This window comes from Burkholderia cepacia ATCC 25416 (genome assembly GCF_001411495.1).
GTDB lineage: Bacteria > Pseudomonadota > Gammaproteobacteria > Burkholderiales > Burkholderiaceae > Burkholderia > Burkholderia cepacia.
Window position 1 is genome coordinate 2,696,966 of record NZ_CP012981.1, and the last position, 19,318, is coordinate 2,716,283.

The window sequence follows — 19,318 nt, forward strand, 5'->3', positions numbered from 1 at the left end:
TCTTCAGGGCATGCCTGCGCGGTGCGATGCATGCGCGCACCGATCGTGCACCGCATCATCGCGCACGCGCCGAGCGGGGCGAATCAGCGTTTTCCATCCCTTGCGTCCTGAATTGCGGCGCACCATGATGAATGCGTAGGCTCGTTGTTGCGATAGGGAGGTTTCATGGCTAGCTACAACAAGATTCTGCTGTGTTACGACGGCACGCTCGAAGGGCGCAAGGCACTGCGCTGCGGCGCCAATCTCGCGATGGACCTGAAGGCCGAGACGCATTTGCTGTCGGTCGTCGACATGCGCTCGAGCATTGCACAGAGCGCGGGTTTGCTGACCGACGTCGCGTGCGGCCGGTTTGAGGAAACCGCGCGTGAAATCCTGCAGGAAGGGGTGAACTGGCTGCGCGAGCGCGGCGTGCAGGCCGAAGGCCATTTCGCATTCGGCTATCCGATCGACGAAATCGCGAATCTCGCGACCGAACTGAACGCCGATCTCGTCGTCGTCGGCCACCGGTGCCGCAGCGGGCTGTCGAGATGGTGGATGGGCTCGGGCAACACGCAACTGCTCGATCGCGTGAATTGCAGCATTCTGGTTGCGTGTTCGTCGGCGCAAGAGCAGAAGGCTGAAATCGCACGCGAGCGTGAAGCGGCCACGGCGAACGGCAAATGATCCAATGATTCGATGACTGCCTGACTGGCGAACCGTGCCGGTCGGGCAGTCACGCCGCCTCAGTGGCTCGGGCGACTCCCCCGAGCCAGTCAAGTCCTGTCGAGCCCTGTCAAGCGTGCAGGTCGATTGCGGACAACTTCCACGAGAACAGGCCGAAGCGGTGGAATATCGCCGCATAGCGTGTGCCGTCGGCACTGCGCTGGTAGGTCACGACGAATTCATCGATATTCCGGTAGCCGGCGCTGGTTTGTTGCTGATGCGGCGAATGCGTTGCATCGACCGGGCTGGCCGGCGCGGCAGCAGCAGGGGGCGGCGATGATGCGGCTGCCGCGTTGCTGCCCGGAGCGGCTGCGCTTGCCGAAGCCTGATTGGGCGTTGGTGCGGCCGGCGTGTTGCCCGATGCATCGCTGCCTGGTGGCAGATTCGACAAGTCAGGTGGACGCTCTCCCGGATTGCCACGCGGTGGCAATCCGCTCATCAGCGCGGCCACGCCCTCCGGGGTCGCGTATGCATCGACCAGCGGGCCGATCAATGCCGACCCGATCAGTGCACCGAGCACCGCGAACGGATTGCTCTTCTTCACCGCGTCGATCCGGCGCATCAGCTCTTCCGTGACCTGCTGCTTCAGGCTGATGCGCAGCGACGGAAAATCGACATATTCACTGATGGCCTGTGCATCACGCGCATCGATCGCCGTTTTCAGGCGGCCGAGCGCGACGTACGGCGATGCGTAGGCATAGCCGATCGCCGCAACGGCGGCGATGGACAGCACGATGATCAGCAGGGGTTTGAGCCGCCATGCGCGGCCCGAAGATCCGGTCACGTTGCCTCCGGTGCGGGGATGTTCCGCAATCAGAGACCGCCAGGCGTGGCCGATCGTTCCTCTGCGATGCAGCGATCGATCATCCGGCACACGGCATCGATCGTGCCGACCATGATCAGGCGTGAACGACCGTGATAGACGCGCACCGGCGCGCGACGCGCGGGTTCCGCGTGATTCAGGCCGGCGTTCAGCGATACCCGCGCGAAAGCGGGGAGCGCCGACGGCAGCAGGGACGCCTGCCGTTCGACTGCGACTTCTTCTTGCACAGGCGCCGCCGCGGACAGCGGTGCGCAGGGCGTGCGGCCGCGCAGGTGACGCAGGCGACCGAATTGACGGAAAGGCAGCAGGCGGGCAAGGCGTTCCATGATGTTCTCCTCAGCGAGACGGAATGTCAGAGTTCGCCCGAGCGGATCAGCCCGACGGCGATGCCTTCCAGCGCGAATTCCGCGCTGCCGGCCTTGACGAAGATGTTTTCGTAATCCGGGTTCTCCGCGATCAGCTCGAGACCGCCCGGCCGGCGCATCAGGCGCTTGACCGTGACGTCGTCGCCGAGACGCGCGACGATGATCTGGCCGTCCTTCGCTTCCGTGCGCTTCTGCACGGCGAGCAGGTCGCCATCGAGGATGCCGGCGTCGCGCATCGACAGGCCGCGCACTTTCAACAGGTAGTCGGGCTTGCTGGTGAACAGCGCGGGATCGCACGCGTAATGCTGCGAGATGTGCTCCTGCGCGAGGATCGGGCTACCGGCTGCCACACGGCCGACGAGCGGCAGCGACAGCTGCATCAGGCCGGCGTGCGGGAGCGTGAACTGGTGCGGGGCATCGTCGATGCCGAGCAGGCGGATGCCGCGCGACGCGCCGGCGGCCAGCTCGATCACACCCTTGCGCGCCAGCGCGCGCAGGTGCTCTTCGGCCGCATTCGGCGAGCTGAAGCCCAGTTCGGCCGCGATCTCGGCACGGGTGGGCGGGAATCCGGAGCGCTCGATCGCGCGGCGGATCAAGTCGAACACTTGCTGCTGACGGGCGGTGAGTTTGGTCATGGCTCAACTGTATGGATAGACAGTGAGCTGTATTTTTATACAGTAGTTCGCGAATTTCAAGTGTTACGTGAGGTTCGACGCGATCACGCCGGTTCCGACGTGATTTTGCGACGTCCGGACGCCGGTTCATCTGCCGCAACCGTCCATCCCGTCTGCGTTAGCACTTTTGAGTATTAAAAAATGAGGAACGATTATTTTTAATCATGTAACCCGTTCGCTAGACTGGCCCGACATCGCAATACCGACAACACTGGAGAACCAAGGATGGGCAAGCGCAATACGGGGCTGGTGGGCGGAGTGGGCCGCCTGATCGCAACACTCGCGCTGGGCGCGGCGGCGGCGCTGGGCGTCGCGACGCACGCCCAGGCCGATACGACCTTCCTGAACGTGTCGTACGACCCGACGCGCGAGCTGTATCAGGACTTCAACCAGGCGTTCGGCAAGGAGTGGAAGGCGAAGACGGGCGAGACCGTCAACTTCAAGCAGTCGCACGGCGGTTCGGGCGCGCAGGCGCGCTCGGTGCTCGACGGCCTGCAGGCCGACGTCGTCACGCTGGCATTGGCGTACGACATCGACGCGCTCGCGAACAAGGGCCTCGTCAACAAGGATTGGCAGAAGCGCCTGCCCGACAACGCGTCGCCGTATACGTCGACGATCGTGTTCCTGGTGCGCAAGGGCAACCCGAAGGGGATCAAGGACTGGGACGACCTGACCAAGCCGGGCATCTCGATCGTCACGCCGAACCCGAAGACGTCGGGCGGCGCACGCTGGAACTACCTGGCCGCATGGGCGTACGCGGTGCACAAGCCGGGCGGCAACGAGCAGACGGCGAAGGAATTCGTCACGAAGCTCTACAAGAACGCGGGCGTGCTCGATTCGGGCGCACGCGGCGCGACCACGAGCTTCGTGCAGCGCGGGATCGGCGACGTGCTGATCGCATGGGAAAACGAGGCGTTCCTGTCGGTCAAGGAATTCGGTACCGACAAGTTCGAGATCGTCGTGCCGTCGGTGAGCATCCTGGCCGAGCCGCCCGTCGCGGTGGTCGACAAGGTGGTCGACAAGAAGGGCACGCGCAAGCTGGCCGATGCGTACCTGAACTTCCTGTACAGCCCGCAGGGCCAGGAGATCGCGGCACGCAACTACTACCGGCCGCGTTCGAAGAACGTGCCGGCGGAGCTGACCAAGCAGTTCCCGAAGCTGAAGCTGTACACGGTCGACGATACCTTCGGCGGCTGGACGAATGCGCAGAAGACGCATTTCGCGGACGGCGGCGTGTTCGATTCGATCTACAAGCCGCAGTAACACCATAACGACAGCGGCGCGCCACGACAGCGCGCCGCACCCTCGGCGGGCCGCCGGCGCAAAGCATCGCGCCGGCGTTTGCGTCGGACCCATGAGCAGCATCGACCCAGCAAGAGCATCCGATGACGACGTACACCTTTCGCAAGCCGAGCGCGCTGCCCGGTTTCGGCGTGACGCTAGGCATCACGGTGGCCTATTTGAGCCTCGTGGTGCTGATACCGCTCGCCGCCACGTTCCTGAAGACCGCGACGCTGTCGTGGGACCAGTTCGTCACCGCCGTCGCGTCGCCGCGCGTGCTCGCGTCGTACCGGCTGACGTTCACGTCCGCACTCGGCGGCGCGCTGATCAACGCCGTGTTCGGCTTCCTCGTCGCGTGGGTGCTCGTGCGCTACACGTTCCCGTTCAAGCGCCTCGTCGATGCGATCGTCGACCTGCCGTTCGCGCTGCCGACGTCGGTTGCCGGCATCTCGCTCGCGGCCGTCTATGCGACCAACGGCTGGGTCGGCCAGTATCTCGCGCCGCTCGGCATCAAGATCGCGTTCACGCCGGCCGGCGTGCTGGTCGCGCTGACCTTCATCGGGCTGCCGTTCGTCGTGCGCACCGTGCAGCCGGTGCTCGAGGATTTCGAGCGCGAGCAGGAAGAGGCGGCCGCGTGCCTGGGCGCGTCGCGCTGGCTGACGTTCCGCCGCGTCGTGCTGCCGGCCGTGCTGCCGGCGCTCCTCACCGGGTTCGCGCTCGCGTTCGCGCGTGCGCTCGGTGAATACGGCTCGGTGATCTTCATCGCCGGCAACGTGCCGATGAAATCCGAGATCACGTCGCTGCTCATCATCACGAAGCTCGAGCAGTACGACTACGCGGGCGCGACCGCGCTGGCGGTCGTGATGCTCGTCGTGTCGTTCCTGATGCTGCTGCTGATCAACACGCTGCAGTGGTATCTGCAGCGCCGCACGAGCAAGGGTGCGAGCGGTCCCGCGCCTGCTACCGTCACCGCCGCCGCAGCAGGAGGCCAGCAATGAGCCAGGAGGCCACCGTCGTGCTGAAAACCCCGTCTTCGGCCGAGCAAGGGCGCGCCGCGAAGCGGCTCGACCCCGTCAGCGAGTCGCGCGTCGTGCGCTGGCTGCTCACGGGCATCGCGCTGGCGTTCCTTGCGTTCTTCCTCGTCGTGCCGCTCGCCGCGGTGTTCGTCGAGGCGCTGAGAAAAGGTGTCGGCTTCTATCTCGAATCGCTGGCCGATCCCGACGCGTGGTCGGCGATCAAGCTGACGCTGACCGTCGCCGTGATCGCCGTACCGCTGAACCTCGTGTTCGGCGTGTGCGCGTCGTGGGCGATCGCGAAATTCGAATTCCGCGGCAAGGCGCTGCTGACGACGCTGATCGACCTGCCGTTCTCGGTGTCGCCGGTGATCTCGGGTCTCGTGTACGTGCTGCTGTTCGGTGCGCAGGGCTGGCTCGGGCCGTGGCTGCAGGCGCACGACGTGCAGATCATCTTCGCGGTGCCGGGCATCGTGCTCGCGACGATCTTCGTCACGTTCCCGTTCGTCGCGCGCGAGCTGATTCCGCTGATGCAGGCGCAAGGCACCGACGAGGAAGAAGCCGCGCGCGTGCTCGGCGCGTCGGGCTGGCAGATCTTCCGCCGCGTGACGCTGCCGAACGTGAAGTGGGGTTTGCTGTACGGCGTGATCCTGTGCAACGCGCGTGCGATGGGCGAGTTCGGCGCGGTGTCGGTCGTATCGGGCCACATCCGCGGCGTGACCGACACGATGCCGCTGCACGTCGAGATCCTGTACAACGAATACAACTTTGCGGCAGCGTTCGCGGTGGCGTCGGTGCTCGCGCTGCTCGCGCTCGTCACGCTCGCCCTGAAACTGATCGCCGAGCGTCATCTCGCCGCCGAACTGGCCGGCGCGAGCGACACCGTTCCCGCACACGCCGGCCCCGCCGCCGTTTCGTCGAAATCGTAAAGAGGCAACCAGAATGGGTATCACCGTCCGTAACCTTCAGAAGCGCTTCGGCGATTTCACGGCGCTCGACAACGTGTCGCTCGACTTCCCGCCCGGCGAACTGGTCGCGCTGCTCGGGCCGTCCGGCTGCGGCAAGACCACGCTGCTGCGCGTGATCGCGGGCCTCGAGCACGCGGACGCCGGCCAGGTCGTGCTGCAGGGGCTCGATGTCGCGTCGGTCGGCGCGCGCGATCGGCAGGTCGGGTTCGTGTTCCAGCACTACGCGCTGTTCCGCCACATGACCGTGTTCGAGAACGTCGCGTTCGGGCTGCGCGTGAAGCCGCGCCGCGAGCGGCCGTCGGAAAGCGCGATCCGCGACAAGGTGCACGAGCTGCTGAAGCTCGTGCAGCTCGACTGGCTCGCGCAGCGTTATCCGTCGGAACTGTCGGGCGGCCAGCGCCAGCGCATCGCGCTCGCCCGCGCGCTCGCGGTCGAGCCGAAGGTGCTGCTGCTCGACGAGCCGTTCGGCGCGCTCGACGCGAAGGTCCGCAAGGAACTGCGCGGCTGGCTGCGTCGTCTGCACGACGACCTGCACATCTCGACGATCTTCGTCACGCACGACCAGGAGGAGGCGCTGGAAGTCGCGGACCGCATCGTCGTGCTGAACCGCGGCCACGTCGAGCAGGTCGGCAGCCCGCAGGACGTCTACGATCATCCGCAGAGCGCGTTCGTCTACGAGTTCCTCGGCGCGGCCAACCGGCTGCCGGGCACGGTCGCCGGGCGCGGCTTCGTGGCCGAGGGCGCGGCTGCGCCGATCGAGGTCGACGCCGATTTCGCGGGCCCTGCGAACGCGTACGTGCGGCCGCACGACCTGCAGCTCTGGCCGGCCGGTGAGGGGCACCGCGACGGCATCGCGGTGGACGTGCGCCGCGTGATTCCGCTCGGCGGTTCGGTGCGCGTGGAGCTCGAGGCGCGCGCGGGCGGCGCGCTCGAGGCGGAACTCGATCGCGACGCATGGCGTGCGCTGTCGCTGCAGGTCGGCGACGGTGCGACGGCCGTGCCGCGCGCGGTGCGTGTGTTTCCCGCGCGTTGACGCCAGAATGCAGGGCAGGGGGCGGAGCGCGCTCCGATCAGACAATCAAACAACGACAGCCTAAGAGGCATACCCATGAATTTTCAGCAATTGCGGTTCGTGCGCGAAGCGGTGCGCCAGAACATGAACCTGACGGAAGTCGCGAACGTGCTGTACACGTCGCAGTCCGGCGTGTCCAAGCAGATCAAGGATCTCGAGGATGAACTGGGCGTCGATATCTTCATCCGGCGCGGCAAGCGGCTGACGGGGCTCACGGAGCCCGGCAAGGCCGTGCACCAGCTGATCGAGCGGATGCTGCTCGATGCCGAGAACCTGCGCCGCGTCGCGCGCCAGTTCGCCGACCAGGACAGCGGCCACCTCGTCGTCGCGACGACGCACACGCAGGCGCGCTACGCGCTGCCGAAGGTGATCCGGCAGTTTACCGACGTGTTCCCGAAGGTCCATCTCGCGCTGCGCCAGGGCAGCCCGCAGCAGATCGCGCAGATGATCCTGAACGGCGAGGCCGATCTCGGCATCTCGACCGAAGCGCTCGACCGCTATCCGGACATCGTCACGTTCCCGTGCTATTCGTGGCACCACACGGTCGTCGTGCCGAAGGGCCATCCGCTCGTCGGTCGCGAGAACCTGACGCTCGAGGAAATCGCCGAGTACCCGATCATCACGTACGACCAGGACTTCACGGGCCGCTCGCACATCGACCAGGCATTCACGCAGGCGGGTGCCGTGCCCGACGTCGTGCTGACCGCGATCGACGCCGACGTGATCAAGACCTATGTCGAGCTCGGGATGGGGATCGGCGTCGTCGCGGCGATGGCCTACGATCCGCAGCGCGACACGGGGCTCGTCGCGCTCGATACGCAGCACCTGTTCGAGGCGAGCACGACGCGGGTCGGCCTGCGCAAGGGCGCATTCCTGCGTGCGTATGCGTACCGGCTGATCGAGATGTTCGCGCCACACCTGAACGAAGCGGAAATCGCGGGGCTGTTGCGCGAAGCCGTTTGAAGACAGTACGTCGTGCGCCGTCCGCGCGATCAACGCGGATGGCGCGACGTCCCGTCATGCATCAGGCGGCGGCAGGCGATCTGCCGCCGCCTGGTTGTTCGACCCAGACTCACCGAATCACCGGCCGCAATCGCGGTTTCCTGCCGATTCATCCCCGCACTCCATGACATGCGCTCGCCTGCCAGCGAGAAATCAAGACGGCACGTTCGAGCGCCTCACATCGGGCCTTGCCATCCTGCACACCGGCCGCCCCGTTTCTCCTTGTCTGTGATTCAATGCGCGTGAATACCGGCTGACGGGTGTTGACGCGACTCTCCGGCACCATCCCGACTGGCCCGCCCGCTTCAACGACACCCTGCGCGACGCCGGAACGAAGCGCGGGGCACATGACCGACAGCCCGTTCGCATTCGCAACACAACGCACGCGGATTGCCCGTTCGGACACATTCGGCAGCATGGCGCACAGCACGCAACACGCGTGACGACGAGGTAAACAATGAACCTGAAATGGTTTCTCTTTTCCTTCGAAGGCCGGATCGGACGCCTGCCGTGGTGGATCTACGCACTGGTTTCCGCGTTGCTCAGCGTGTTTTTCGATGCGGATTCGCACCGCTCGCCGGATGATGATCTGCCGCTGCTGGCGATGCTGGTGCTCATCGTGGTCGCCGTCGTCGCGGCGTGGTCGTCGATTGCGGTCGGTGTGAAGCGGCTGCACGACATCGACAAGTCGGGATGGTGGATGCTGTTGGTGTTCGTGCCGATCGTCGGCGCGCTCGCGTTGTTCGTGATGAACGGCTTCATCGCCGGCACGCCGCATGCGAACCGCTTCGGCGAGCCGCCGTCAGCCGATGAAGACGAGCCGGCGCCGCGGGATCCGGCGTGACACGCGCTCCGAATAAACCCTTAAATATTGATCAGACAGGTTGCGCGCCGACGCGAATCGGTACAGCATAGCCTTCACTCCGCCGGCTTCCCGCCGGCGGCGGCGCGTAAACAACAGCACGCGTCAGGCAGTCGGCCGTCTGCCTCGCTTCCATTCCGTGGTACCGACAGCAGCATCGATGGCCATTGCCCGGGTAGTGTGGCGCAAACGTTTGCTCACATTAAAACAACAGTCAAACAATAGTCCGGTCCTTGGGGCCGGTCGCCAGGAGATGTGTATGAATGTCCTCTTTCGCCGTCGCTTCCTGACCGCCGCGCTCGCCGCCGTCGCGGTTGCCGCCGCACCGGCCGTCCATGCGCAATCATCGGCCAAGCCGAAGGTCGCGCTCGTGATGAAGTCGCTCGCCAACGAGTTCTTCCTGACGATGGAAACGGGCGCGAAGGAATACCAGAAGCACAACGCGAACCAGTTCGACCTGATCACCAACGGCATCAAGGACGAGACCGACACCGCGAACCAGATCCGCATCGTCGAGCAGATGATCGTGTCGAAGGTCGACGCGATCGTGCTCGCGCCGGCCGATTCGAAGGCGCTCGTGCCGGTCGTGAAGAAGGCGGTCGACGCCGGCATCATCGTCGTGAACATCGACAACCGGCTCGATCCCGACGTGCTCAAATCGAAGAACCTGAACGTACCGTTCGTCGGCCCGGACAACCGCAAGGGCGCGCGCAAGATCGGCGATTACCTCGCGAAGCGGCTGAAGGCGGGCGACCAGGTCGGCATCGTCGAGGGCGTGTCGACGACGACCAATGCGCAGCAGCGCACGGCCGGCTTCGAGGATGCGATGAAGGCGGGCGGGATGAAGGTCGTATCGGTGCAGTCCGGTGAATGGGAGATCGACAAGGGCAATGCGGTCGCGGCCGCGATGCTCAACGAATACCCGAACCTGAAGGCGCTGCTGTGCGGCAACGACAACATGGCGATCGGCGCCGTGTCGGCCGTGCGCGCGGCCGGCAAGCAGGGCAAGGTGTTCGTGGTCGGCTACGACAACATCAACGCGATCAAGCCGATGCTGAAGGACGGCCGCGTGCTCGCGACGGCCGATCAGTACGCGGCGAAGCAGGCCGTGTTCGGCATCGACACGGCGCTCAAGGCGATCTCCGAGCATCGCAAGCAGGCCGACATGTCGGGCGTGGTCGAGACGCCGGTGGATCTCGTGACGAAGTGACGCAACCCCGATACAGCCGCCGCCCTCAAGAATCGGGCGCGGCGGCCGTTATCAGGGGTGAGCGCGATCACGGCCACTGCATGCACATGCACTTGTGAGCGTCATACCCGCGCGCCGCGTGCGCGCGGCCGCAATCAGGATCGCGATGGACCCGACTTCCCAACCCTCCCGCGCAGCCGCTCCCGTGCTGTCCGTATCCGGCATCGGCAAGACCTATGCCGAACCCGTGCTCGCCGAGGTCACGCTGACGCTCGAGGCGGGCCACGCGCTTGCGTTGACGGGCGAGAACGGCGCCGGCAAGAGCACGCTGTCGAAGATCATCGGCGGGCTCGTCGAGCCGACCGCCGGCACGATGCAGCTGGGCGGCCAGCCCTATGCGCCGGCGAGCCGGACGCAGGCCGAGGCGCTCGGCGTGCGCATGGTGATGCAGGAGCTGAACCTGCTGCCGACCCTGACGGTCGCCGAAAACCTGTTCCTGAACCGCCTGCCGCGGCGCTTCGGGATCATCGATCGCGCGCGGTTGCGCGACGACGCGCGGGCCGCGATGGCCCAGGTCGGGCTTGACACGGTCGATCCCGATACGCCGGTGGGCGCGCTCGGCATCGGCCATCAGCAGATGGTCGAGATCGCGCGCAACCTGATCGGCGACTGCCGCGTGCTGATTCTCGACGAACCGACCGCGATGCTGACCGCGCGTGAAGTCGAGCTGCTGTTCGAGCAGATCGACCGGCTGAAGGCACGCGGGGTCGCGATCATCTACATCTCGCATCGGCTCGAGGAGCTCGCGCGTGTCGCCGAGCGGGTCGCGGTACTGCGCGACGGCCGGCTCGTCCATGCGGGCGACATGGCGGCGACGACGTCCGACGGGCTCGTCACGCTGATGGTCGGGCGCGAGATCGGCGAGCACATCGATCTCGGCGAGCGCCGTATCGGCGCACCGCGGCTCGTCGTGTCGGGCCTCGCCCGCGGGACGGCGGTGCGCGACGTGTCGCTCGAGGTGCGCGCGGGCGAGATCTTCGGCATCTCGGGGCTGATCGGCGCGGGACGTACCGAACTGCTGCGGCTGATCTACGGCGCGGATGCGCCGGATGCGGGAACGATCGCGATCGGCCAGCCGCCGAAGCCGGTGCGGATCGGCTCGCCCGTCGAGGCGGTGAAGCACGGCATCGCGCTGATCACCGAGGATCGCAAGGGCGAAGGGTTGCTGCTCACGCAGTCGATCACCGCGAACGTGTCGCTCGGCCAGCTCGACCGGCTGGCGCGCGGCGGCATCGTCGACAGCGCGCGTGAAACGGCGCTCGCCGAGCAGCAGATCGACGCGCTGCGAATCCGCACGCACGGTGCGGCGCAGGCGGTCGGCGAGCTGTCGGGCGGTAATCAGCAGAAGGTCGTGATCGGCCGCTGGCTCGCGCGCGACATGGGCGTGCTGCTGTTCGACGAGCCGACGCGCGGGATCGACGTCGGCGCGAAGTTCGAGATCTACACTTTGATGGGCGCGCTCGCGCGCGAAGGCCGCGCGCTCGTCGTCGTGTCGAGCGACCTGCGTGAGCTGATGCTGATCTGCGACCGGATCGGCGTGATGTCGGCCGGGCGCATGACCGCCGTGTTCGAGCGCGGCAACTGGACCCAGGATGCACTGCTGGCCGCGGCATTCGCCGGCTTCGGCCGCGAGACGCCGCCGGACGGCGCTCGGCATCCGGACGCGGGGCAGGCGCAAGGCGCCGCTCCGGGCACTTCGACGACAGGACGACAGCAATGACCCAGCCTCCCGTATCCCCGACCGACGCAGGCGCGCAGCAGGACGTGACGGGGCGCCGCGCGCGCACGCTGTCCGGCACGCGGCTCGGCCTGTCGAACTATCTCGGGCTCGCCGGCGCGCTTGCCGCGATGATCGTGCTGTTTTCGACGCTGAGCTCGCATTTCCTGACCTACGATACGTTCAGCACGATCGCGAACCAGATTCCCGATCTCGTCGTGATGTCGGTCGGGATGACCTTCGTGCTGATCATCGCCGGGATCGACCTGTCGGTCGGCTCGGTGCTCGCGCTCGCCGCGTCGATGGTCAGCGTCGCCGCGCTGAAATGGCAGTGGGGGCCGCTGCCGGCCGCGCTGATCGGCATCGCGGTCGCGACCGTCACGGGCGCGCTGACGGGCGCGGTCACGGTCGGCTGGCGGATTCCGTCGTTCATCGTGTCGCTCGGCGTGCTGGAGGCCGCACGCGGCCTCGCGTACCAGCTGACGAATTCGCGCACCGCCTATATCGGCGACGCGTTCGATTTCCTGTCGAACCCGATCGCGCTCGGCATCTCGCCGGCGTTCCTGATCGCGGTCGCGGTGATGATCGCGGCCCAGTTCGTGCTGACGCGCACCGTGTTCGGACGCTATCTCGTCGGGATCGGCACGAACGAAGAAGCCGTCCGACTTGCCGGGGTTAACCCGAGGCCGTATAAAATTCTCGTATTCGCGCTGATGGGCGCGCTCGCGGGGCTCGCGTCGCTGTTCCAGATTTCGCGGCTCGAGGCGGCCGACCCGAACGCGGGCGTCGGCCTCGAACTGCAGGTGATCGCGGCCGTCGTGATCGGCGGCACGAGCCTGATGGGCGGGCGCGGCTCGGTGATCAGCACGTTCTTCGGCGTGTTGATCATCTCCGTGCTGGCCGCGGGGCTGGCGCAGATCGGCGCGAACGAGCCGACGAAACGGATCATCACCGGCGCGGTGATCGTGGTGGCGGTCGTGCTCGATACGTATCGCAGCCGGCGCACGCGCGTGCGGTAGAAAGACAGACAGAACAGACCAGAGAGAAACGGGAAATGGCGACGATCAAGGATGTGGCAGCCATGGCGGGCGTGTCGTTTACGACCGTCTCGCACGTGGTGAACAACTCGCGGCCGGTGTCTGCGGATGTGCGTGCGAAGGTCGAGGGCGCAATCCGCGAGCTGAATTACGTGCCGTCGGCCGTGGCGCGCTCGCTGAAGGCGCGTGCGACGGCGACCATCGGCCTCGTCGTGCCGAACAGCACGAATCCGTATTTCGCGGAACTTGCGCGCGGCATCGAGGATCAGTGCGCGGCCAATGGCTATTGCGTGTTCTTCTGCAACTCGGACGACGATCCCGTGAAGCAGCGCAACTACCTGCGCGTGCTGCAGGAAAAGCGCATCGACGGGCTGATCGTCGCGTCGGCGGGCGAGGATGCGGTGCTCGCGCAGACGCTTGCGGACATCCATGCGCCGCTCGTCGTCGTCGATCGCAACATCGAGGGGCTCGCGGCCGACCTCGTGCAGATCGACCACGAGCGCGGCGCGTACCTGGCGACGCGCCACCTGCTCGAGCTCGGGCACGCGAAGATCGGCTGCATCACGGGGCCGACCGACACGGCGGTCAGCGCGATGCGCGTGCACGGTTTCATCCGTGCGATGGCCGAGCGCGGTGTCGACATCGTGCCGGGCGCGATCGCGGAAAGCGACTTCTCGTGCCTCGGCGGTTATCACGCGGCGTCGCGGCTGTTCGAATCGGTGCGGCCGAGCGCGATCTTCGCGGGCAACGACCTGATGGGCGTCGGCGCGCTGCGTGCGGCGGCCGAGCGCGGCATGCGCGTGCCCGACGACTGTTCGATCATCGGATTCGACGACATCGAATTCTCTCGCTACACCTATCCGGCGCTGTCGACGGTCGGCCAGTCGGTGCGCGCGCTCGGCGAAATGGCGGCGCAGACCCTGATCGAGCGGATCGGCGGCGGCTCGTCGGCCGTGCCGAGCCGCCGTCGCGTCGTGTCGCCGCGTCTCGTGCTGCGTGAATCGACGGCGATCTACCGCGAGCCGCCGGCTTCCGGCGGTCGCGCATGACGGCGCCCGCAGCGGGCGCCGGCCGCGTGACGGTGGTCGGCAGCCTCAACATGGATCTCGTCGTGCGGGCGCCGCGCCTGCCGCTGCCCGGCGAAACGCTCGCTGGTCATGCGTTCGCGCAGGCGGCGGGCGGCAAGGGCGGCAACCAGGCCGTCGCTGCCGCGCGGCTCGGCGCGCAGGTCGCGATGATCGGCTGCGTCGGCGCGGATGCGCACGGCGCGGCACTGCGTGCGGGTCTCGAAGCCGAGGGGATCGACTGCGCGGGGCTCGCGACGAGCGCGTCGGCGTCGACCGGCGTCGCGCTGATCGTCGTCGACGATGCGAGCCAGAACGCGATCGTGATCGTCGCGGGCGGCAATGGCGAGGTCACGACCGATACGGTCGCGCGGCACGAGGCCGCGCTGGCGTCGGCCGACGTCGTGATCTGTCAGCTCGAGACGCCGCCGGATGCGGTGTTCGCGGCGCTGTCGGCCGGACGTCGGCTCGGCCGCACGGTGGTGCTCAATCCGGCCCCGGCCGTCGCGCCGCTGCCGGAGGGCTGGCTGCCGCTCGTCGATTACCTGATCCCGAACGAGGTCGAGGCGGCCGCGTTGACCGCGCTGCCGGTGCGCGACCCGGCGGAGGCGGAAGCCGCCGCCCGCGCGCTGCAGGCTGGCGGCGCGCGCAACGTGCTGGTCACGCTGGGCGCGCGCGGCGTGCTTGCGCTGACGGCCGACGGCGCCGCGCGGCATTATCCGGCGCCGGCCGTGCAGGCCGTCGACACGACGGCGGCCGGCGATACCTTCATCGGCGGCTTTTCCGCGCGGCTCGCGGCCGGGGCGGACGTCGACACCGCGATCCGTTTCGCGCAACGCGCGGCGGCACTGTCGGTCACGCGGGCGGGCGCGCAACCGTCGATTCCCACGCTTGCCGAACTGGCCGGATAGGGCCTGATCACGCATCGCAGCCGGTTCGTCGCAAACGACGGCCGGCCGCGTATCCGCGATGCGCGCCGGCGACGGAGGGCCTTCCATCGATGTGCGCTCTAGTGCACGGCGATGCACGTATTTTCGTTCAGCTATTTGTAATAAACAGACGAATAATTCGAAAAAATAGCGGAAACGCCATCAAGTTGTGCGATGCATGGTCGTAAATGCATCAGGTGAAGCAATGCTTCGAAGCGACGGGTCCGTCCCGTCCATCACGACGCAACACAGGAAGGATGATGGCGTTCAAAAACCTGACGATTCGTGCGCGCATCGGTTTCACGATGGCGTTTCTGGCGGTGCTCCTCGGTGTGATCGGTGGGCTCGGCGTGTATGGAATGACGCGCGCGAACGGCACGACGCGCGAGATCTTCAAGAATCAGATGCCAAGCGCGGTCGATGTCTCGCTTGCCGAGATCTATTCGGCGCGCGAACGCCTGGCCCTCGACCGGGCGGCGCTCCTGGCCGGCACGCCCGATGCGGCGGCTGCCATCGAGCGAAGCCGCGGGATGCGCGCGCAGTCGGACACCTGGTGGCAAAAGTATCTCGCGTTGCCGCGCGGCCCGGAGGAGGATCGCATCGCACAGGACGTCGCCGCGAAGCGGCAGGCGTTGCAGCACGAGTGCGACGCGTTCGCGAGCGTGCTCGGGGCGAATCAGGCCGACCGCATCGGCGACGGCGCCAAGCAGCTCCAGGCGCGCTACACCGACCTCTCGACGGCGAGCGAGGCGTTGCGCAACTACCAGTTCAGTGACGCGCAAGCCAACTTCGATCATGCGGAATCGGTGTACGAGACGCTGCGTGTGCTGGCGATCGTCGCGCTGGTGGCCGGCTTCGCTGCCGCGGTGGTGTCGTGGCTGACGCTGAGCCGCGCGATCGGCCGCCCGATTGCCGACGCGCTCGCGCATTTCGACGCGATTGCCGCCGGCGACCTGCGCCGGCCGATCGTCGTGGACCGGCGTGACGAGATGGGCCAGCTTCTCGAGGGCCTCGGCAAGATGCAGCGCGGGCTCGTCGAGACGGTGCGCACCGTGCGCGGCGGCAGCGAGTCGATCGCGACCGCGGCGCGCCAGATTGCGGCCGGCAACATCGACCTGTCGTCGCGCACCGAGGAGCAGGCCGCTGCGCTGCAGGAAACCGCGTCGAGCATGGAGCAGCTGACCGGCACCGTGAAGCAGAACGCAGACAATGCACGCCAGGCGAGTTCGCTGGCCGCGAATGCGTCGGAGATTGCAAACAAGGGCAATACGGTGGTCGGCCAGGTGGTCGGCACGATGGGCGAGATCAACGACAGCTCGGCGAAGATCGCGGACATCATCGCGATCATCGAGGGAATCGCGTTCCAGACCAACATTCTTGCGCTGAATGCAGCGGTGGAAGCCGCGCGGGCCGGCGAGGAAGGCCGCGGTTTCGCGGTCGTCGCGGGCGAGGTGCGCAGCCTGGCCCAGCGTTCGTCGGCCGCGGCCAAGGAGATCAAGGTGCTGATCGACGCGTCGGTGGAGCGCATCCGGTCGGGTTCCACGCTGGTCGACGAGGCAGGGCGCACGATGAGCGACGTGATCGGCGCGGTGCAGCGCGTGACGGACATCATGGGCGAGATCGCGGCGGCATCCGAGGAGCAGAGCGGCGGGATCGACCAGGTGGCGCGCGCGGTCGCGCAGATGGACGAGGTCACGCAGCAGAACGCGGCGCTCGTCGAGGAAGCCGCGGCCGCCGCGCAGTCGCTCGACGAACAGGCCGGGCGCCTGCGTGAAACGGCAGCGGTATTCCAGCTCGCCGACGACACGTCGCGGCCGGGTGCCGCGGCACCGGTTGCGGTGCGTCACGCGCCGCGTGCGTCTTCCGCGGCGGTTGCCGCGCCTGTCGCTGCTGCGCGCGACGATCGCGATGCCCCGCCGAAACGCGCGGCTGCGGCGGCGCCGGTGCGCAAGCCCGTCGCGGCCGCCGCTGCGCCCGCGCAGGCGGCCGCTCCCGGTGGCGCGGACGACTGGGAAACCTTCTGATTCGCGCGTGCCGCGCATCTATCCCCATTTGGTAGCGAACGACGCCCGCAACACGCGGGCGTCGTCGTTTCTGCGGCGGAGAAATGTGACAGTCGACGTACATGAACGACGATCGTGCAGGGTTGCGTGCATCGAGCGATCTGCATCGACGGAAGTTGCGCACAGGTGCGAGTGAAGTTCCCGCATCCGTCGTACGGGTATCTCCGTAAGGGCGCTGCGAAAAAAATTTGTAACGGCGCGCGCAACGTGTCGTCGCAAACGGCTGCTCGAACGTATAGGGATGAAGGGGGAAGTGACGACGTCGGATGTGTCCAACGCACAAGACGTTCCGTTGTTCGACGAGACGCGACGGATGCAGTTTCTGCGGCTCGGGAGATCGATTGTAAAACGACGAAATGCGTTGTCCAAGCGGTGTTGTCGAGAATGACGAACTTCATACGAAGAGTTCGTGAAAAAAAATAAGAAAGGGTTTAGGATGAATTCGAACGCGCTTGCTTCTGCGCAGTCGTACGAAGGCAGGCACGTCTTCAGACTCAGGCGAGGGAGGTAGCATGGATATTTACAGCAGCTTCGCGAACCGCTTCGAAAAAACGCGAGAGGAAGAGCTCTCGCTGGAGGAGTATCTCGCGCTCTGCAAGAACGATCCATCCGCGTACGCGACGGCTGGTGAACGCATGCTGGCAGCAATCGGGGAACCTGAACACATCGATACCCGCAACGATCCGCGCCTGTCGCGGATCTTCGCGAACAAGGTCATCAAGGTCTATCCCGCGTTCCGTGAGTTCTACGGAATGGAGGAGGTGATCGAGCAGGTGGTCGCATATTTCCGTCACGCTGCGCAAGGGCTCGAAGAGAAGAAGCAGATCCTCTATCTGCTTGGCCCGGTGGGCGGCGGCAAGTCGTCGATCGCCGAGCGTCTGAAGCAACTGATGGAGCGTGTGCCGTTCTATTCGCTGAAGGGTTCGCCCGTCAACGAATCGCCGCTCGGGCTGTTCGACTACGACGAAGACGGCCCGATCCTCGAGGAACAGTACGGCATTCCGCGCCGCTACCTGAAAAACATCCTGAGTCCGTGGGCCGTCAAGCGCCTGCACGAATACAACGGCGACATCCGCCAGTTCCGCGTGGTGCGTCGTTATCCGTCGATCCTGCGGCAGATCGGCATCGCGAAGACGGAGCCGGGTGACGAGAACAACCAGGACATCTCGTCGCTGGTCGGCAAGGTCGATATCCGCAAGCTCGAACAGTACGCGCAGGACGACGCCGACGCGTACAGCTACTCCGGTGGCCTGTGCCTCGCGAACCAGGGCCTGCTCGAGTTCGTCGAAATGTTCAAGGCGCCGATCAAGGTGTTGCACCCGCTGCTCACCGCCACGCAGGAAGGCAACTTCAAGGGCACCGAGGGTTTCGGCGCGATTCCGTTCGACGGGATCATCCTCGCGCACTCGAACGAGTCGGAATGGAAGGCGTTCCGCAACAACCGCAACAACGAGGCACTGCTCGACCGGATCTTCGTCGTGAAGGTGCCGTACTGCCTGCGCGTATCGGAAGAGACCAAGATCTACGAGAAGCTGATCCGCAACTCGTCGCTGGCCGAGGCCGTCTGCGCACCGGGCACGCTGAAGATGATGTCGCAGTTCTCGGTGCTGTCGCGCCTGCACGAGCCGGAGAATTCGAGCCTGTTCTCGAAGATGCAGGTGTACGACGGCGAAAACCTCAAGGATACCGATCCAAAGGCGAAGTCGTACCAGGAATACCGCGACTACGCGGGCGTGGACGAAGGGATGACGGGCGTGTCGACACGCTTCGCGTTCAAGATCCTGTCGCGCGTGTTCAACTTCGATTCGAGCGAGGTCGCGGCCAACCCCGTGCACCTGATGTACGTGCTCGAGCAGCAGATCGAGCGCGAGCAGTTCCCGCCGGAAACCGAGCAGAAGTATCTGTCCTTCGTGAAGGACGTACTGGCGTCGCGCTACGCGGATTTTATCGGCAAGGAGATCCAGACGGCCTACCTCGAGTCGTATTCGGAGTACGGCCAGAACATCTTCGACCGCTACGTCACGTATGCGGACTTCTGGATCCAGGACCAGGAATTCCGCGATCACGATACGGGCGAGAGCTTCGACCGCGCCGCGCTCAACGCGGAGCTGGAGAAGATCGAGAAGCCGGCCGGCATCAGTAATCCGAAGGATTACCGCAACGAGATCGTGAACTTCGTGTTGCGTGCACGGGCGGCGAACGCCGGCAAGAACCCCGTGTGGACGAGCTACGAGAAGTTGCGCGTCGTGATCGAGAAGAAGATGTTCTCGAATACCGAGGAACTGTTGCCGGTGATTTCGTTCAACGCGAAGGGTTCGGCGGAGGAGCAGCGCAAGCATGAGGACTTTGTGAACCGGATGGTCGCGAAGGGCTATACGCCGAAGCAGGTGAGGCTGCTTTGCGACTGGTACCTGCGCGTGCGCAAGTCATCATGACGCGCGCGGTACTGCGCCCGTACGGCGAGACCGTACGGGCGCTTTCAGAGGCGCCGCCCGCA

Annotated in this window: 17 protein-coding genes; 14 read left to right on the forward strand and 3 right to left on the reverse strand. The window is 66.1% G+C overall.

Going from position 1 to position 19,318, the window contains the following annotated elements; all coding sequences use genetic code 11:
* Nucleotides 1–165 precede the first annotated feature (165 nt).
* Nucleotides 166–663 carry a universal stress protein gene (locus tag APZ15_RS12530; protein ID WP_021157010.1) on the forward strand — a complete coding sequence of 166 codons (498 nt, stop codon included), beginning with the start codon at nucleotides 166–168 and terminating at the stop codon, nucleotides 661–663.
* A gap of 109 nt (nucleotides 664–772) precedes the next feature.
* On the opposite strand, the gene APZ15_RS12535 is transcribed toward APZ15_RS12530, so the two are convergent.
* The 3 genes from APZ15_RS12535 to lexA are packed head-to-tail and all read right to left on the reverse strand — an operon-like array spanning nucleotide 773 to nucleotide 2,525.
* The gene (locus APZ15_RS12535; RefSeq protein WP_027787481.1) at nucleotides 773–1,486 is read right to left on the reverse strand and encodes a DUF2939 domain-containing protein; all 714 of its coding nucleotides are present in this window, start codon (nucleotides 1,484–1,486) and stop codon (nucleotides 773–775) included.
* 29 nt (nucleotides 1,487–1,515) lie between these two features.
* Nucleotides 1,516–1,851 (reverse strand): hypothetical protein, encoded by a 336-nt coding sequence (locus APZ15_RS12540; protein ID WP_006476078.1) that lies wholly within the window; start codon nucleotides 1,849–1,851, stop codon nucleotides 1,516–1,518.
* Between the two features lie 26 nt (nucleotides 1,852–1,877).
* A complete protein-coding gene (gene lexA, locus APZ15_RS12545; RefSeq protein WP_006754655.1) occupies nucleotides 1,878–2,525 on the reverse strand; it encodes a transcriptional repressor LexA in 648 nt (215 codons plus the stop codon).
* A 264-nt stretch (nucleotides 2,526–2,789) separates the two neighbouring features.
* On the opposite strand from lexA, the gene APZ15_RS12550 reads away from it, so the two are divergent.
* The 13 genes from APZ15_RS12550 (at nucleotide 2,790) to APZ15_RS12610 (ending at nucleotide 19,256) form a co-directional block, all read left to right on the forward strand.
* Nucleotides 2,790–3,827, forward strand: coding sequence for a sulfate ABC transporter substrate-binding protein (locus tag APZ15_RS12550; protein ID WP_011351893.1), 1,038 nt, complete (start codon nucleotides 2,790–2,792; stop codon nucleotides 3,825–3,827).
* Nucleotides 3,828–3,949: 122 nt separating this feature from the next.
* On the forward strand, nucleotides 3,950–4,843 hold the full coding sequence (cysT, locus tag APZ15_RS12555; RefSeq protein ID WP_027787480.1) for a sulfate ABC transporter permease subunit CysT: 894 nt from the start codon (nucleotides 3,950–3,952) through the stop codon (nucleotides 4,841–4,843).
* The gene (gene cysW, locus APZ15_RS12560; protein ID WP_027787479.1) at nucleotides 4,840–5,787 is read left to right on the forward strand and encodes a sulfate ABC transporter permease subunit CysW; all 948 of its coding nucleotides are present in this window, start codon (nucleotides 4,840–4,842) and stop codon (nucleotides 5,785–5,787) included. The genes cysT and cysW overlap by 4 nt, the downstream gene beginning before the upstream one ends.
* 13 nt (nucleotides 5,788–5,800) lie before the next feature.
* Entirely contained in the window at nucleotides 5,801–6,859 is a 1,059-nt protein-coding gene (locus APZ15_RS12565; RefSeq protein ID WP_027787478.1) for a sulfate/molybdate ABC transporter ATP-binding protein, read from the forward strand.
* Between the two features lie 75 nt (nucleotides 6,860–6,934).
* Nucleotides 6,935–7,861, forward strand: a complete 927-nt coding sequence (locus APZ15_RS12570) for a CysB family HTH-type transcriptional regulator (RefSeq protein ID WP_006484201.1) — start codon at nucleotides 6,935–6,937, stop codon at nucleotides 7,859–7,861.
* A gap of 496 nt (nucleotides 7,862–8,357) precedes the next feature.
* Nucleotides 8,358–8,744, forward strand: a complete 387-nt coding sequence (locus tag APZ15_RS12575) for a DUF805 domain-containing protein (RefSeq protein WP_049098223.1) — start codon at nucleotides 8,358–8,360, stop codon at nucleotides 8,742–8,744.
* 277 nt (nucleotides 8,745–9,021) lie between these two features.
* A complete protein-coding gene (locus APZ15_RS12580) occupies nucleotides 9,022–9,972 on the forward strand; it encodes a sugar ABC transporter substrate-binding protein (protein ID WP_027787477.1) in 951 nt (316 codons plus the stop codon).
* Nucleotides 9,973–10,117: 145 nt separating this feature from the next.
* The gene (locus APZ15_RS12585; protein ID WP_027787476.1) at nucleotides 10,118–11,731 is read left to right on the forward strand and encodes a sugar ABC transporter ATP-binding protein; all 1,614 of its coding nucleotides are present in this window, start codon (nucleotides 10,118–10,120) and stop codon (nucleotides 11,729–11,731) included.
* Nucleotides 11,728–12,747, forward strand: a complete 1,020-nt coding sequence (locus APZ15_RS12590; RefSeq protein ID WP_027787475.1) for an ABC transporter permease — start codon at nucleotides 11,728–11,730, stop codon at nucleotides 12,745–12,747. The genes APZ15_RS12585 and APZ15_RS12590 overlap by 4 nt, the downstream gene beginning before the upstream one ends.
* Before the next feature lie 35 nt (nucleotides 12,748–12,782).
* On the forward strand, nucleotides 12,783–13,814 hold the full coding sequence (locus APZ15_RS12595; protein WP_027787474.1) for a LacI family DNA-binding transcriptional regulator: 1,032 nt from the start codon (nucleotides 12,783–12,785) through the stop codon (nucleotides 13,812–13,814).
* A complete protein-coding gene (gene rbsK, locus APZ15_RS12600) occupies nucleotides 13,811–14,740 on the forward strand; it encodes a ribokinase (RefSeq protein WP_027787473.1) in 930 nt (309 codons plus the stop codon). The genes APZ15_RS12595 and rbsK overlap by 4 nt, the downstream gene beginning before the upstream one ends.
* Nucleotides 14,741–15,018: 278 nt before the next feature.
* Nucleotides 15,019–16,782 carry a methyl-accepting chemotaxis protein gene (locus tag APZ15_RS12605; RefSeq protein WP_027787472.1) on the forward strand — a complete coding sequence of 588 codons (1,764 nt, stop codon included), beginning with the start codon at nucleotides 15,019–15,021 and terminating at the stop codon, nucleotides 16,780–16,782.
* Nucleotides 16,783–17,333: 551 nt separating this feature from the next.
* Nucleotides 17,334–19,256 carry a PrkA family serine protein kinase gene (locus tag APZ15_RS12610; RefSeq protein ID WP_021163181.1) on the forward strand — a complete coding sequence of 641 codons (1,923 nt, stop codon included), beginning with the start codon at nucleotides 17,334–17,336 and terminating at the stop codon, nucleotides 19,254–19,256.
* The last annotated feature ends 62 nt before the right edge of the window (nucleotides 19,257–19,318 follow it).